The 14,984-nt window shown below is 69.1% G+C and carries 17 protein-coding genes; 9 read left to right on the plus strand and 8 right to left on the minus strand.

Annotated elements, in window-relative coordinates; genetic code table 11:
- The first annotated feature begins 48 nt into the window (after positions 1-48).
- Positions 49-492, plus strand: a complete 444-nt coding sequence (locus IRT45_RS15285) for an OsmC family protein (RefSeq protein ID WP_194806520.1) — start codon at positions 49-51, stop codon at positions 490-492.
- A 131-nt stretch (positions 493-623) separates the two neighbouring features.
- On the opposite strand, the gene IRT45_RS15290 is transcribed toward IRT45_RS15285, so the two are convergent.
- Positions 624-1,766: a Nif3-like dinuclear metal center hexameric protein gene (locus IRT45_RS15290; RefSeq protein WP_194806521.1), complete on the minus strand. Its 1,143-nt coding sequence runs from the start codon at positions 1,764-1,766 to the stop codon at positions 624-626.
- Between the two features lie 143 nt (positions 1,767-1,909).
- The gene (cobC, locus tag IRT45_RS15295) at positions 1,910-3,124 is read right to left on the minus strand and encodes an Rv2231c family pyridoxal phosphate-dependent protein CobC (protein WP_309240974.1); all 1,215 of its coding nucleotides are present in this window, start codon (positions 3,122-3,124) and stop codon (positions 1,910-1,912) included.
- Positions 3,125-3,176: 52 nt separating this feature from the next.
- Between cobC and IRT45_RS15300 the strand changes: the two genes are divergently transcribed.
- The 3 genes from IRT45_RS15300 (at position 3,177) to IRT45_RS15310 (ending at position 5,218) form a co-directional block, all read left to right on the plus strand.
- The gene (locus IRT45_RS15300; RefSeq protein WP_194806522.1) at positions 3,177-3,671 is read left to right on the plus strand and encodes a low molecular weight protein-tyrosine-phosphatase; all 495 of its coding nucleotides are present in this window, start codon (positions 3,177-3,179) and stop codon (positions 3,669-3,671) included.
- Between the two features lie 5 nt (positions 3,672-3,676).
- Complete coding sequence (locus IRT45_RS15305; protein ID WP_194806560.1) at positions 3,677-4,696, plus strand: SURF1 family protein; 1,020 nt, start codon at positions 3,677-3,679, stop codon at positions 4,694-4,696.
- A 105-nt stretch (positions 4,697-4,801) separates the two neighbouring features.
- On the plus strand, positions 4,802-5,218 hold the full coding sequence (locus IRT45_RS15310) for an ester cyclase (RefSeq protein WP_194806523.1): 417 nt from the start codon (positions 4,802-4,804) through the stop codon (positions 5,216-5,218).
- Here the strand turns inward: IRT45_RS15310 and IRT45_RS15315 are convergent.
- A complete protein-coding gene (locus IRT45_RS15315) occupies positions 5,192-6,289 on the minus strand; it encodes a cobalamin biosynthesis protein (protein WP_194806524.1) in 1,098 nt (365 codons plus the stop codon). The two genes, IRT45_RS15310 and IRT45_RS15315, sit on opposite strands and share 27 nt — an antisense overlap.
- 116 nt (positions 6,290-6,405) lie before the next feature.
- On the opposite strand from IRT45_RS15315, the gene sigJ reads away from it, so the two are divergent.
- The gene (sigJ, locus tag IRT45_RS15320) at positions 6,406-7,326 is read left to right on the plus strand and encodes an RNA polymerase sigma factor SigJ (RefSeq protein ID WP_223273418.1); all 921 of its coding nucleotides are present in this window, start codon (positions 6,406-6,408) and stop codon (positions 7,324-7,326) included.
- Between the two features lie 27 nt (positions 7,327-7,353).
- Here the strand turns inward: sigJ and ald are convergent, their stop codons facing one another.
- Together ald and IRT45_RS15330 are read right to left on the minus strand one after the other, a co-directional pair.
- The gene (gene ald / locus IRT45_RS15325; RefSeq protein ID WP_194806526.1) at positions 7,354-8,472 is read right to left on the minus strand and encodes an alanine dehydrogenase; all 1,119 of its coding nucleotides are present in this window, start codon (positions 8,470-8,472) and stop codon (positions 7,354-7,356) included.
- Between the two features lie 109 nt (positions 8,473-8,581).
- On the minus strand, positions 8,582-9,349 hold the full coding sequence (locus tag IRT45_RS15330; protein ID WP_194806527.1) for an MBL fold metallo-hydrolase: 768 nt from the start codon (positions 9,347-9,349) through the stop codon (positions 8,582-8,584).
- Positions 9,350-9,420: 71 nt separating this feature from the next.
- On the opposite strand from IRT45_RS15330, the gene IRT45_RS15335 reads away from it, so the two are divergent.
- The 4 genes from IRT45_RS15335 to IRT45_RS15350 all read left to right on the plus strand — a co-directional run bounded on the left by IRT45_RS15335 (position 9,421) and on the right by IRT45_RS15350 (position 11,932).
- Positions 9,421-10,401, plus strand: coding sequence for a GlxA family transcriptional regulator (locus IRT45_RS15335; RefSeq protein WP_194806528.1), 981 nt, complete (start codon positions 9,421-9,423; stop codon positions 10,399-10,401).
- Entirely contained in the window at positions 10,382-10,900 is a 519-nt protein-coding gene (locus IRT45_RS15340; RefSeq protein ID WP_194806529.1) for a gamma carbonic anhydrase family protein, read from the plus strand. Before IRT45_RS15335 ends, IRT45_RS15340 begins: the two co-directional genes overlap by 20 nt.
- Positions 10,901-11,029: 129 nt before the next feature.
- A complete protein-coding gene (locus tag IRT45_RS15345; protein WP_036499925.1) occupies positions 11,030-11,209 on the plus strand; it encodes a hypothetical protein in 180 nt (59 codons plus the stop codon).
- 102 nt (positions 11,210-11,311) lie between these two features.
- Positions 11,312-11,932 (plus strand): TetR/AcrR family transcriptional regulator, encoded by a 621-nt coding sequence (locus IRT45_RS15350; protein WP_194806530.1) that lies wholly within the window; start codon positions 11,312-11,314, stop codon positions 11,930-11,932.
- 30 nt (positions 11,933-11,962) lie between these two features.
- Here the strand turns inward: IRT45_RS15350 and IRT45_RS36870 are convergent, their stop codons facing one another.
- From IRT45_RS36870 to IRT45_RS15370, 3 genes are all read right to left on the minus strand, one after another.
- Positions 11,963-14,170, minus strand: coding sequence for an Eco57I restriction-modification methylase domain-containing protein (locus IRT45_RS36870; RefSeq protein WP_228534374.1), 2,208 nt, complete (start codon positions 14,168-14,170; stop codon positions 11,963-11,965).
- Between the two features lie 63 nt (positions 14,171-14,233).
- Positions 14,234-14,707, minus strand: a complete 474-nt coding sequence (locus IRT45_RS15365; RefSeq protein ID WP_194806531.1) for a type II toxin-antitoxin system VapC family toxin — start codon at positions 14,705-14,707, stop codon at positions 14,234-14,236.
- Complete coding sequence (locus IRT45_RS15370; RefSeq protein WP_036509420.1) at positions 14,697-14,966, minus strand: type II toxin-antitoxin system Phd/YefM family antitoxin; 270 nt, start codon at positions 14,964-14,966, stop codon at positions 14,697-14,699. The genes IRT45_RS15365 and IRT45_RS15370 overlap by 11 nt, the downstream gene beginning before the upstream one ends.
- Between the last annotated feature and the right edge of the window lie 18 nt (positions 14,967-14,984).

Raw genomic sequence — 14,984 nt, forward strand, 5'->3', positions numbered from 1 at the left:
ACCGACAACTCGAGTGCGGTGCCGCCGCCACTGTGACACTCTGACCGGATGGCCGAACATCGCTATCGCGTGGACGTGGTGTGGACCGGCGCCACCACCGACTACCGCTCGTATTCGCGCAATCACGAGGTGCTCGCCGAGGGGCGGCCGCCGCTGCAGGGCTCGGCGGACCCTCTCGTCGGCCGGGGCGACGCGACCCGCTGGAATCCCGAGCAACTCCTGGTCGCCTCGCTCTCGGAGTGCCACATGCTGTGGTACCTGCATCTGTGCGTCGAGGCCGGAATCGTGGTGATCGACTATCTCGACGAGGCCGAAGGCGTGATGAACGACCACCGCTTCGAACACGTCACCCTGCGCCCGCGCGTCACCATCACCGATGCCGCTCTGGCCGAGCAGGCTCGCGCCCTCCACGCGGAGGCGCACAAGCGCTGCTTCATCGCCAACTCGGTCAATTTCCCGGTCGACCACGAGCCCGACATCCGGGTCGAGTGAATCGGCGCCGGTCATAGCTTTCGGGCGGACGGACCGAGAGTGCGATTTCGCCGAGGAAACATCGGGCTCGCCACCGATGCAACGCGCTGCGTGCCCGACGGTTATCGGCCTGCGGGTCGAAGCTGTTCGCGTCAGTCGTCGGCGGCGCCCAGAGTCCACGGGTCGGTGCGCAGGGTGCTGACCCGGGTTTCCACTCCCGGAAGGGCTTCCCGCACAACGCCTTCCGCTTGGGCGCACCAGGGGAATTCACTGGCCCAATGGGCGACGTCGACGAGTGCGGGGCCGCCCGCGCGCAGGTGTTCGTCGGCGGGATGGTGGCGCAGGTCGGCGGTGACGTAGGCGTCGACGCCGAGCTTCGCGACCGTGCCCAGGAAGGAATCGCCGGCGCCACCGCACACCGCGACGGTGCGGATCTCACGGTCGGGATCGCCGGCCGCCCGCACACCCCACGCGGTGCCGGGCAGGGCAGCGCGCACGCGAGCGGTGAAGGCGCGCAACGTTTCCGATTCCGGCAGGGTGCCGATGCGGCCGAGGCCCTGCGCCGAAGGCAGCGCCGCGCGTTCGGTGACGTCGAAGGCCGGTTCCTCGTAGGGGTGGGCGGCGCGGAGCGCGGCCAGCACCGCGGCGCGGGCCGAGGGCGGCGCCACCACCTCGACGCGGTCCTCCTCGACGAATTCCAGGTCGCCGACCTGCCCGATCGCCGGATTCGCTCCCGCCATCGGCCGGAACTGCCCGGTTCCCGGCACCCGCCAGCCACATTCGCGATAGAACCCGGCGCCACCCGCGCCCGCCTCGAACATCGCCGCCAGCACCGCGTCGGTGTGTGCGCGTGGAACGAACACCACCCAGGTGTCCACCGGCGCCACCGATTTCTGCTCCAGCGGCCCGGTCACCGTCAACCCGAGTGTGTGGGCGAGGGCGTCCGACACTCCGGGATCGGCCGAATCGGCGTTGGTATGCGCGGTGAACAACGCACAGTCGTTGCGGATCAGCCGATGCAGCAGCGCGCCCTTCGGCGTACTCGCGGCCACGGTGTCGACCCCGCGCAACAGCAGCGGATGGTGCACGACCAAAGCCTGTGCGCCCCAACCGATCGCCTCGTCGACCACGGCGGCGGTGGCGTCGACCGCGAACAGCACCCGCGAGACGGAGGCCGCGGGATCACCACAGACCAGCCCCACCGAATCCCAGGACTCCGCCAGCCGAGGCGGATACGCGCCGTCGAGGACACCGATCAAGTCCTTCAGCGTCACAACAGAATTCGTCGCTGTCACCACCGCACCTCCACCGTTTCGCCGTTCCGGTCATTATCCACTCCGATGCCGCCTGCCGGGCCGGACCGCGCCGCGTGCCCCACTGGCCGCCGCCTGGGAGCGGGGCAACCGGGCAGCCGGGCGTTCGGACGCCGCGTCGAGCTTCACAGCCCGACGGCCTCGATCGCGGCGATCAAACGATCGACGGCGTCGTGGTCGCGGACCGCCAGGCGCAGAAATTCGTTGCCGAGCCCGGGGAAGGTGTCGCCCCGCCGGACACCGATGTTCTTGTCCGCCAGTTGTTTCCGCAACAGCTCACCATCGGGCACGCGGATCAGCAGGAAGGGACCGGCGGCCGGTTCGTGCACCTCGATACCTAGGGCGCGCAGGCGAGGGATCATCGCCTCCCGTTCGGCCACGATCCGGACCGCACTCGCCTCGGCTTCGGCGATCGCATGCGTTTCACAGGTCGCCGCGATCGCCTCGAGCTGCAGTGTGCCGAGGGGCCAATGCGGGCGACCGTGGTTCAACTTGGCCAGCAGTTCGGGCGGCCCCAGCAGATATCCGCACCGCAGGCCGGCCAGGGCCCAGGTCTTGGTCAGGCTGCGTAAAACCAGGACATCCGGATAAGGCTGTCTCGCAAGCGTTTCCGGCTCACCGGGCACCGCGTCGGCGAACGCCTCGTCGACCACCACGATCCGACCGGGCCGCCGTAGCGATTCGATCACCGCGCGAGGATGCAGCACCGAGGTCGGATTGGTCGGATTACCGAGCACCACCAGATCGGCGTCCTCGGGGACCCGAGCCCCCTCCAACTCGTAGGGCGACGCCAGCATCACCCGCACCACCGGAACATCCGCCTCACGCAGCGCGAGTTCCGGTTCGGTGAAGGACGGATGGATGACGGCCGCCAACCGCGACGCCAGCCGCGGCAACAGCGCGAACCCCTCCGCGGCCCCGGCCAGCAGCAGCACCTCCTCCGGCGCACGCCCGTGCCGTGCGGCCACGATCGTGCGCACCGCGTCGGCCTCCGTCTCGGACGGGTACCGCCCCAGTTCCGGCAAGCGCGCGGCCAGCCGCCGCAGCAACCACTCCGGCGGCGCGTCGCCGCGCACGTTCACCGCGAAGTCGAGCATCCCCGGCCGCACGTCGCGGTCCCCGTGATGCCGCAACGCCGAACAAACGAACTCCGGGCCACCCTCCCGCGCCCCACCCTCATGCGACGCAGCTCCGGGCACCCGCATCCTGTCGGCGCCCACGGCGAAACCCGCACGCGTCGCATCGGCGTCGGCCGCGGGTCCGCCCGGACGGTTATCGCTGGGGCGGCCCGGGCCTCGGTGCGACCGCGTGCCGGCGGTCGTGGGGGTGTCCTCGGGCACAGCCACCTACCCTACGTGGCCGCCGCCCGCACCGACCGGCCACAATGGGTGCGTGGGCGAGCTGCACGTGACCTTCATCTGCACCGGCAATATCTGCCGGTCGCCGATGGCCGAGAAGATCTTCGCCGCGCATCTGGAACGAGCCGGACTGGCCGATCGGGTGCGCGTGAGCAGCGCCGGCACCACCGCCTGGCACGTCGGCTCGGACGCCGACCCGCGCACCACCGCCCTGCTCACCCGGCACGGATATCCGATCGGGCACGTCGCGGCCATGATCGGGCCCGATCATCTCGACGCCGATCTGCTGATTGCCCTGGATTCCAACCACGATCGCGAACTGACCCGGCTGCGGATTCCGGAAGCGCGCCGGCGACTGCTGCGCAGCTTCGACCCCGCCGCCGACGATCACGACGTCCCCGATCCCTACTACGGCGACGACACCGATTTCGAGCTGGTGCGCGCGCAGATCGAGGCAGCGGTTCCGGCGCTGCTGGCCTGGGTGCGCGAACAACTCGGCGAACCCGCGACGACCGGACCGCGGCAATGAACCTCCTGCGCCGGCTCACCTTCCTGCTGCGGCCCAGCTGGGCGATTCTGGCGGTCGTCGTGGTCGCGTTCGCCTATCTGTGTTTCACCGTGCTCGCGCCCTGGCAGCTGGGCAAGAACACCTCGACGTCGCATCGCAACAACCTGATCGCCGCCTCCGTGAACGCCGACCCGGTTCCGGCGCAGAACCTGCTGAACACCGGCGAGGGCACACCACCGGCCGGGACGAATCCGGCCGACACCGAATGGCGGCGGGTCATCGCCACCGGTAGCTATGTGCCGAATTCGATGGTGGTCGAGCGTTTGCAGCGCCTCAACGATCAGCCCGCCTACGGGGTGCTGGCCGCGTTCCGGCTCGACGACGGCCGGGTCGTACTGGTCGATCGCGGCCTGATCGCGGCGGTGAACGGCTCCGATCTGCCGATGATCGCGGAACCGCCGTCGGGTCCGCAGCGCATCGAGGGGCGGGTCCGCCGATCCGAGGGCGTCGTCCCCGGTAAGGATCCGATGGTCCGCGACGGTCTGCGTCAGGTGTACTCGGTCGATACCGCTGCGCTCTCCACCGTTCTCGGCACGCCGCTGACCAGCTTCGCCACCGGTGAGCACGGCGGCTATCTGCAGTTGGACGCCGGCCAGCCCGGCGCCTTCACCCCGGAAGCACTCCCCCAGCTCGACGCGGGCCCGTATCTGTCCTACGGGCTGCAGTGGATCGCGTTCGGTGTCATGGCCCCGCTCGGCCTCGGCTACTTCGTCTACGCCGAAATCCGCGAACGCCGCCGCGACCGTGCCGCCACGGAGGCGGCCACACCGAGTGAACAGGTTCCGGCGATGAGTACAGCCGGATCGCCCGCTGCCGAATCAGCAAGTGCCGCAACCGAAGACATGAGCACGGCTGCGGCCGCCGCCCCCTCGGACCCAGCTCCGGAGGCGCACTCCGAGACCACGCCCGTATCCGACGAACCACCGGCGAAACCCCGCTCCACCGCGGACCGCCTCGCCGACCGTTACGGCAACGCCCGCCGCTGACCGGCTCGGCGCAGAATTCGCCCGCTTCGCTGGTGGACTGGCTCGATCAACCTATTTGGCTATAGATTGATATAGCTAGATCGACTCATGCGAGCGGAGAACCGGATGAACGCCATCCAGCAGGCTTACGATGCCGTCCAGCGATCGTGGACCGGACAGCAGTGGGATCTCTGGGCGGCCACCTGCGCCCGGGACTACGAGTTCGACACCGGCACCGGCCTGCGACTGGATCTCGCGGGCACCCTGGACTGGAGCCGCGCCTGGTTCACGGCGTTCCCGGACTACGCCGAGGGCATTCGCGCGCTCCACCCGGCGCCGAACTCGGCGGTCGCCGAACTGGTCGGCCGCGCCACCGCGGTGAACGACTTCGTCGTCGCCGGTGTGACAGTGCTTCCCGCGACCGGCCGGCGGTTCGAGATCGCCTATGCCAAAGTGCTGGTCTTCGACGACGACTTGAAGGTCGTGCGGGACCGGCAATACCTGGACACCGCGGCCCTACTCCGGCAATTCGGCCCGAACTGACCGGCGGCGGCCGAGCGCATACGCTGCCGCTGCCAGCGCGGCCGCCAGCTGCACTCCGTTCGATAATCGCACCGCTCGCCGCAGATCGGGCACCTGCGGAGTCCGCCCGCTGCCCAGCACCGGCCGCATCTCGACCCCGTGCCGGTATGCGGTCCGCCCACCCAGCGCGACGCCCAGCGCTCCGGCCATCGTGGCTTCGGCGACGCCCGCATTGGGGCTCGGATGTGATCGGGCGTCACGGCGCCACGCCCGCCACGCATCGCCGGGCCGGCCGCCCGCCAGCGGCGCGAGCGCGACGGTCAGCGCACCGCTCACCCGCGCGGGCAGCAGATTCGCGAGATCGTCGACGCGCGCGGCGGCCCAGCCGAAGTTACGGTACCGCTCGTTGCGATAGCCGATCATCGCGTCGAGGGTGTTGATCGCGCGGTAGCCCAACACGCCGGGCACACCCGCGATCGCGCCCCACACCAGCGGTGCGACGGTGGCGTCGGAGGTGTTCTCGGCGATGGATTCGACTGCGGCACGGGCCAATCCGTCGGCATCGAGCACCTCGGGATCGCGTCCGCACAGCGAGGGCAGCACCTCGCGCGCACCGCTCAACTCGCCCGCCTCCAACCGGTCCGCCATGTCGCGTCCGGTCCGGGCGAGCGTGGTGCCGCCGAGCGCGATCCAGGTGCCGATTGCGGTCATCACGACGGTGCCGAGCCCCGCGCGCAGGTCGGAACGCCCCGCCGCTGTTCGGGGGTCGGTGCACCCGTCCCGCTTACGACCGGTTGCGCCACCGCCCCTGCGCCGATCCGCTCCGGCCGAGGCCACCGCGCGGCGCCCACGGAGAGCTCCCGATCGCCGACCGGCGATTTCCGCACCGGCACCCAGCGCGACGACCCCGCCCACCAAGACGATCTCGTGCACGACCCCGGCGGCACGCGTATCGCGGTACCAGGGCGATTCCAGCGCGGCCGCCGCCGACCCGAACAGCGCCACCGGATGTCCCCGCCGCGGATCACCGAATATCCGATCCGCCGCGAATCCGATCAGCAGTCCCGCGGCCCGCGCCGTTCCATATCGCACCGGGCGAGACTATCGGCCGCGTCCGGCACCCCGATGTCACACTCGGCACCGCGGCGTCGTCACCATGGGGAAGCACCCGGGCGGCGGGCCCGCACGGCGAGACGAGGATGGCAGCTGTGACGACCGGACACGACGATATCGACCAGACCGAACTGGCACGGCAGTTCGAGGAGCACCGCCAGTATCTGCGCCGCGTGGCCTACAGCACGCTGGGCAGCCTCAGCGATGCCGACGATGTCGTGCAGGAGGCGTGGCTGCGGCTGCAACGCTGGTACGAAACCCGTTCTCCCGGTGATCGAATCGACAATCTGCGGGCCTGGCTGACCACCGTCACCGGACGCCTCGCCCTGGATCAGCTGGGTTCGGCCCGGGCGCGCCGCGAACAGTACGTCGGCGAATGGCTGCCCGAACCGGAGGTCACCAGCTGGGACGACCCGGCCGACCGCATCTCACAGGACGAGCGCGTCACCACCGCCCTGCTGGTGGTCCTCGAATCGCTCTCGCCCGCCGAACGCACCGCCTTCGTACTGCAGGACATCTTCGGCATGACAGGTCCCGAGGTCGCCGACGTGGTCGGCCGCACCCCCGCCGCCGTCCGCCAGCTCGCCTCCCGCGCCCGCAAACACGTCGAGGACGGCACCCCGCGCTTCCCGGCCTCCCGCGACGAACACGAGCGGGTGGTCTCGGCCTTCTCGACGGCGTGGCGGTCCGGCGATCTGAGCGGCCTGCTCGGCGTGCTCGACGAGAACGTCACCCTGACCGCCGACGGGGGCGGCCGGGTGCCGGCGATCCGGCAGCCGGTGCAGGGCGCCGAGCTGGTGGCCAAGCTGTACTTCGGCTGGTACCGCGCCGGAACCGGTGCGTGGGCGCGCATGGTTCAGGTCAACGGGCTGCCCGGGCTCATGGTGTTCGACGGCAACCACCTGGGAATCATGGCGTTCACCGTCGAAGAGGACCGCATCACCTCGATCGCGATCGTCCGCAACCCGGAGAAGTTGCACGATCTGCCCGAGGGCGAACCGGATTGGACGATGTGAGGCCGGGCCCGATCAGGCGCGGCTCGATCAGGCGCGCCACCTCGCGCCGGGACCGACCCCGACCAGGCCGTGCGCTCGCGCCACCGCCGTGGAATAGAGCTGTCCCGCATCGGCATTGAGGCCGGCCTCGAGCCCGGGGTCGGCCCGGCAGGCCTCCCGCCAGCCCAGATCGGCGATGGTCCGCACATACGGCAGGGTGGCGTTGGTCAACGCGACGGTGGCGGTGTGCGGGACCGCGCCGGGCATGTTCGCGACGCAGTAGAACAGCGAATTCGCCACGGCGAAGGTCGGTTCGGCGTGCGTGGTGGGATGCGAGCTCTGGAAACAACCGCCCTGGTCGATGGCGATATCGACCAGCACGGTCCCCGGCCGCATCCGCTGTACCAGGGTGTCCGGGACCAGTTGCGGCGCACGGGCTCCCGGCACCAGGACCGAACCGATCACCAGATCCGCGGCGAGGACGGCCCGCTCGATATCGGCGGCATTCGCGGCGAGCGGGGTGACGCGACCGGCGAACCGGACATCGAGTTCCCGCAATCGGACCGGATTGGTGTCGAGCACGATCACCCGCGCACCCATTCCGACCGCGACCGTCGCGGCACTCGTTCCGGCCACCCCGCCACCGATCACCACCACTTCCGCCGGCCGCACCCCTGGCACGCCGCCCAGCAATACCCCGGCACCACCTTCGGGCGCCATCAGGTGGTAGGCGCCGACCTGCGGTGCGAGTTTGCCCGCGATCTCGCTCATCGGTGTCAGCAGCGGCAGCGATCCGTCGGGTCCACGCACGGTTTCGTAGGCGATGGCGGTGATGCCGGAGGCCAGCACGGCGTCGGTGCATTTCCGGGAGGCCGCCAGGTGCAGGAAGGTGAACAGCACCTGCCCGGCGCGCATGCGTGAATATTCGGGCGCGACCGGCTCTTTCACCTTCAACACCAGTTCCGCCTCGTCCCACACCGCGTCGGCGGTCGCGGCGATGGTCGCCCCGGCGGCCGCGTAATCGGCGTCGGTGAATCCGGACTCGAGTCCGGCGCCGGATTCGATCAGCACCCGATGACCGTGCCGGGTGAGTTCGACGGCGCCGGCCGGGGCGAGGGCGACCCGGCTCTCCTGCGGTTTGATCTCGCGCGGAACCCCGATTCTCATACCGCCATCGTGGCCCTGATCCGGGCGCGGCGCCATGATCATGTGGCGGTGATTCGCCGAACCGCAACCAATTGGCAATCGATCCGCGCCCGGCCGCCCGCCGTCCTCGTCACACCGTGATCGACTCGCCGAGCGGCGGGATCCGCAACTGCTTCGCACGCCCGCCGTAGCCGAAGGTGCGCCGCAGGTGATCGAGGGTCTCGGTGAAGTGCGCCCAGCCCTCGGCGTGTACCGGCACCACGACCGCCTCGCCGAGCACCGCCGCCGCGGCCAGCGCCGTGCGCGCATTGAGCGTGACGTCGCGATCCTCGAACCGGCCCACGTTCGCGGCGCCGGCATTGAGCAGGGCGATGTCGATGCGGCCGAATCTCGCCACGATGCGCTCGACGTAGTCGACGGAGGCGTTGTCGCCGGAGATGTACACCGTCGGCAGATCCTCGGCCTGCAACACGAACCCGGTGACCGTGCCGCTCAACGCCTCGGCCCCCTCCGGCCCGTGCAGTGCCGGTACCGCGGTGACCGTGACGGCGCCGATGGTCACCGACTCCCACACCGTCAGTCCCCGAACGCCTTCCAGTCGTCCGGCCGCTTCCGGCGTGGACAGCACGGTCTCGACGCCGGCCATGACGTCGCGCCCGGCCGGATCGAGATTGTCGGGATGCTGATCGTGCGACAGCAGCACCACGTCCACCGCGCCGACCTGCTCCGCCGCGACCGCAGGTCCGGTCAGTTTGTGCAGGGTGAGCGCGCCGGCGGAGTAGTCGCCGGGTTCGTCGAACGTCGGATCGGTCAGCCAGACCAGCCCGCCGTAGTTCAGCCGGACGGTGGGGCCGCCGATGTGCAGGAGTTCGACCGTGGTGGAGAGCGTGTTCGTCATGAGCAACAGCCTGTACCGATCCGGCACGTTCGAACAGTGGCCCGCAGGCCACGCTTCGATAAGATCGGGCCATGCATGTGGTCGCGGTGGTCGCCTTCGACGGGATCAGCCCGTTTCATCTGTCCGTTCCCGGAATGGTGTTCGGGCGCATCGGCACCAGCGTGCAGCACAGCGCGCCCTACCAGGTGCTCACCTGTGCCGAGGGGCCCGGAATCCTGAGCACCCCCGGCGATTTCGACCTCGTCGTGCGCCACGGCCCCGAGGCGATCGACCGCGCGGAGACCGTGGTGATTCCCAGCTGGAACCCGGAACTGCCCGTGCCCGAGGTCATTTCGTCGGCTCTGTGGCGCGCGCACGACCGCGGCGCCCGCATCGTCGGATTGTGCCGAGGTTCCTGGGTCGTCGCCGCCACCGGCCTGGCGGACGGGCGTGAAGTCACCACCCATTGGGGTCTGGCCGCAGCCCTGGCCCGCGCGTTTCCCGCGGTGACCGTGCGCGCGGATCGGTTGTGGACCGACCTCGGCGATGTGGTGACCTCCGCGGGAGTCGCTGCGGCACTGGACTGTTGCCTGCACCTGGTGCGCGCCGACCACGGCGCCCGCGCCGCGACCGAACTCGCGCGCACGCTGGTCCTGGCGCCCTATCGCGCCGGTTCACAGGCACAGTACATACCGCTCGCGGTGCCCGATGCCGACGACGACGATCCGATCGAACACGCGATGGTCTGGGCCCGAACGCATTTGGATCATCCGATCGATCTGGACGGCTGGGCCCGCACCGCCCTGATGTCGCGGCGCACCTTCACCCGCCGTTTCCGCGACCGCACCGGCTCCAGCCCGCAGCGCTGGCTGCTCGATCAGCGCATCGACCGCGCCCGGCTGCTGCTGGAATCCACCGACGACACGATGGACCGCATCGCCGCCGAGACCGGCCTGGGCACGGCGATGAATCTGCGCCACCATTTCCACCGCACGCTCGGACTGCCACCGGCCGCACATCGCGCCCAGTTCCGGGCCAGCTATGTTGACCTGCATGAGGATCAAGCTGGGTGAGCACGAGCCGCAGATCGACGACACCGCATGGGTGGCGCCGACGGCCACGGTGATCGGCCGGGTGCGGCTGGGTGAACAGGTCAGCGTCTGGTACGGCGCGGTGATCCGCGGCGATCTGGAGGACATCGCGATCGGCGCCGGCACCAACATCCAGGACGGGTGCGTCCTGCACGCCGACCCGGGTTTCGCGCTGCGGGTAGGCAGCGGAGTGTCGGTGGGCCACAACGCGATCCTGCACGGTTGCACGATCGGCGACGACGTGCTCGTCGGCATGGGCGCGACGGTGCTCAACGGCGCGGTGATCGGAGAGGGCAGTCTCATCGCCGCCAATGCCCTGATTCCCGAGGGGGCGAAGATTCCGCCCGGCTCGCTGGTCGCGGGCGTGCCGGGCAAGGTGCGGCGCGAACTCGGCGATGCCGAACGCGATCGCATCAAGCTCAACGCCGCGGTCTATCTGCACAATATGAGCACTCACCGCGACACCGGCACCCAGCTGTGAGAGGGGCCACACTGGTCAAGCGTCCATGTTGATCTCTTGGTAACATCGTCGCAGCATGTTCGCGGTCCGCGGCAGTGAATCATCGCCTCGGGCGGCGTACTGCGACGTGGGTATGCAGGAGGTTAGACGGTGTCGTACGAGCAGTCCGGTATGCACCGACCCAAGGGGCGGATCAGTGTGGCCGATATCGCGGCCCAACCCGGTGGCATCGAGGCGCTACAGCGCCGGGTCCACGAATTACGTTCCAGCGGAAGCGATTTCGCCGCGAATGCGATCGAGCAGGAAATGGCCGCCCTCAATCTGCGATGAGCGCGGGCGGTCGGGGACGTCGGTGGCGGTCCGGCGCGATGAGATAATGATCGTCAGCCTTCCGCATCGACGCGGTCCCTCGCCGACTCGACTGGAGACCCCATGCCCCCTGTTCCGTCCATCCTGGCCCGCATCCTCGAGAAGCCCCGCTCCGACGGTGAGCAGCTGCTCGAGAGCGCCCTGTCGGCCTTCCTGGACTTCGGGATCAAGCGCACCAGCATGGGTGAGATCGCGCGTCGCGCCGGCATCAGTCCCGCGACGCTGTATCGCCGCTTCGAATCGAAGAACGATCTGGTCGAGGCGGTGAGCGTGCGCGAGGCGCAGCGCTTCGTCGCCGATATCGAACAGCGGGTCGGCAGCATCACCGACAACGAGGATCAGCTGGTGGAGATCTTCGTCGTCTTCATCACCGCACTGGCGCACAACGAGCTGCTGCAGCGTCTGCTGCGCACCGAACCGGAGCTGATCCTGCCCCGATTGACCACCGACGCCGGCCCGATCCTCGCGGTGGGCCGCGCCTATCTGGGCGACAAGCTGCGCGGCCTGCAGAAGACCAACGCCGAGTCGGATTTCGACGCCGACCTCGTCGCCGAGATCATGGCCCGGCTGGCGCAATCGCTGGCGTTGACTCCCGACGGGCTGATCCCGCTCTCGGATGCGGAGGCCGCCCGCGCCTTCGCCCGGCGGACCTTGCTGCCGATGGTGGGCGGGCACACCGCCTGACCGTCTCGCGGTCGCGGCCGTCGCCGGTTGCTACGAAGACTCCGAAGCGGCACTGTCCTGCGGGCGTACTCCGGTCTCGCCCAGCCCGAACGCCGCTGCCACTCGCCGGTCGAGCAGCGCGGCATCGGGTTCGGCTCCGCCGTTCGCCAAATCCCGAGCCAGATCGGTGAGCTCCTGTGCCGCAACGGTATTCGGATCGGGCAGCGGAAGCCGGGTGACGTACTGCGTGATCCACCGTCGCCGCCCGGCATAGAGCCGATTTCCGCACACGGCATCGTAGAACCGCAGCCCGAGCGTCGAATTGGCCACGCCCATCAGCAAATAGGCCAGGCGCTCGTCGCCGATATCGGCCAGCGACATCCAGTAACAGTCCCCGTTCACCACCGCACCGCTGCGATCGAGCGCAAAGCGTGGCGCCACACTGATATCCGGGAACACCACCTTCGGCCGGCACCACAGATGCGGCCGCTGCGGCACCCAGATCTCGAACCACTCCCGCCCGGTGCCGGTCAGGTAGTCCCGAGCGGCCAGGGTGTCCTTGTGCTGAGCGAGATAGGCTGCGGCGAGCGGGTATTCGTTCAGGTCGATCGGTGTGCGGCAGGTACAGGAAGCGTCGTAGGGATACAGCACGCGAGTATCGTGGGCGCGGGCGATCCGCCACGGAACGAGATCGTGATGAGTCAGCAGCCCCTGGAGCAGTTCGGGCTCCGGACAGCAGGGCCGATCTTCCCAACGGTCGGAGATGAAGATTCGATCCGCATTCGTCTTGATTCCCACCCTGATTCGCGCGACCTCACCGAATGTGCGCCACGTGCCGGCGGCGATTCGCGCCAACCAGGCGTCGGTATCCGGGCGCGACATGCGCCACGGCGTCGCGGGATCGAAAGTGCTGGTGAGCGATTCGTCTTCGCACTTCACGTCGGCGTCGACACCCTCGACGGGTGTCCACGAAGGCACGTCCGCGGGCGGTTGCCCAGGCTCGACCACATCCCCGCGCCGCCGGTCGATCGACGCCGCGTGCCATGCCATCCCGGATTCAGCGTCATGCTCGCGACCGATCCAGACGCTGCGGTGCGCCGGAACACCACCGGCAGGGCGGCTCGCCCCCGCTCGGCTTGCGACCACTGGCGACTCTCCACTCGCCATGGACTTTTCGCTCGACGGTGACTTCCCGCTGGCCGATGCGACGGAGGGGGCCATACCGGGCTCCGGATTCCGCACTCGCCCCGCGCTGTCGTGCGCACCGGTCCACAGTGTTCCGGTCTCCACCGCGATGCGGCGCCCGCCGTGTTCGACCACGGAATCGGCCGGGCCGACCAAAGCGTCGAACAGGTCGGCATCGCCTGTCGGTTCGCGCTCCGACTCGTAGGCCGTGACAAACCGGCAGGTCCGCTGCTCATGCCCGCGCACAGCGATCGTCACCGCAGGTAATACCGCCGCTTCGAACAGCCGAGTATCCCCGAGGTCGAAAAGCTCCACCGGCGTCAGCTCCGCGTACAGCAGCGCCCGCAGATTCGCCCCCGCCTTCGTGCTGAGGAATCGGTTGGCACACAGCAGACCCAGCACCCCACCGGGGCGTAACAATCGCGGAATCGTCGCGACGAACGGGTGGGTCAGATCGATACGTCCCGACAACCCGAACTGCTTGCTCAACATCTGCGCGGTCGCGCCGCCCAGCTGCTGAGTCCGCACATACGGCGGGTTCGTGATCACGGCATCGAAGTGCGCGTCGGCCAACTCGGTTGCGGCACAGAGGTAATCACCCACCCGCCAATCGATCACGACACGATTCGGCGGCGCGGCATCGGCCCCGGACGCCGCATCGAAAGATGCACCGACGCCGTCGGCCACCCGCGATCCCGCCCACGATTCGGCGGTGCCCTTCTCCGGCCAGACCTGCGACGAGCTCCCGAATCGGCTGTTCCACGCCACACCCCTGGCCCGAGCTTCGTCAACCGCTGCGGCATTCAGGTCGTACCCCACCAGATGCAGGGCGGTATTCGGAAAGCGTCGCGCCGCAACACGTGCCACCGCCGACAACAACTCCCCATCCCCACAGGCGGGATCGAGCACCGACAATTCACGACCAGGTCGCACATGCGCGAGCATCCGCTCCGCGAGAAACGCCGCCAACCGCGGCGGCGTGTAGTGCCGCCCGTGCCGTTTCCGCGCCCCACCTCCGCCCGGCTCCCGTCCCGCCCGGCGGTCTGCTGCTGGCCGCTCCCGCCCGCCGCGCATGTCCGCATTGTGCCTGCTGCGAGCACAAATGTGGGCGAACTCGACGTATCGCGCCCCCGAAGGTCAGCCTCTACCGGCGTGCGGTACCTCAGGGTGCGTCACGGTGACAACAGTGAGTAGTTCTTCCAACCCCTCGAAGTCCGATGGGTTGGTCGTGTAGAGCGGCAGCTGTTCGGCGACAGCCACAGAGGCGATCATCAAATCGGCAAGACGGCGGCGTGGCTTACGGCCGACCGCGATCACGGCAGCACAGACTCTGCCGTATGCCCGGGCAGCTTCCACGTCGAACGGTATGGGGTCGAACTCGTTCTCGGCGCGCTGCAGGACGTCGAGTCGGCGCGCCCGCTCGGCATGCTCGTCGTACAGGTCCTGCTCATCGTTTCCGCGAACTTCATGGGGCCCGGCGGAGAGCTCGGCCAGAGTGACCGCCGTGATGGCCATCTCGTCCGGAAGCTCCATCGGGTCCAACCACCGACGCAGGATCATGATGTTTGTGTCGATGATCCCGCGAGTCCGGCCGGTGTGATCAGCGCTCATACGGGTCGTCCAGTCGCTGCTCCGCCGTACGATCTTGGTCCGCGCGGAAGCTGTCCACATCGAGGGCCGGAGCTGTCTGTGACATCGCGGCAAACTCGAGACGCGAGACGAATCTGCGACGCCGGCGCAACGGAACGAGTTGCCCGATCTGGTGGCCATCTCGTGTAACAGTGAACGACTGCCCGTCTTGAACAGCGTCCATAATCTCTTTCGACCGATTGCGCAGGTCGCGCTGCGTGATCTCGGGCTGGGCGCTCATGACAACATGATACAGAGC

It is taken from the genome of Nocardia sp. BSTN01 (genome assembly GCF_015354405.1).
Classification (GTDB): Bacteria; Actinomycetota; Actinomycetes; order Mycobacteriales; family Mycobacteriaceae; genus Nocardia.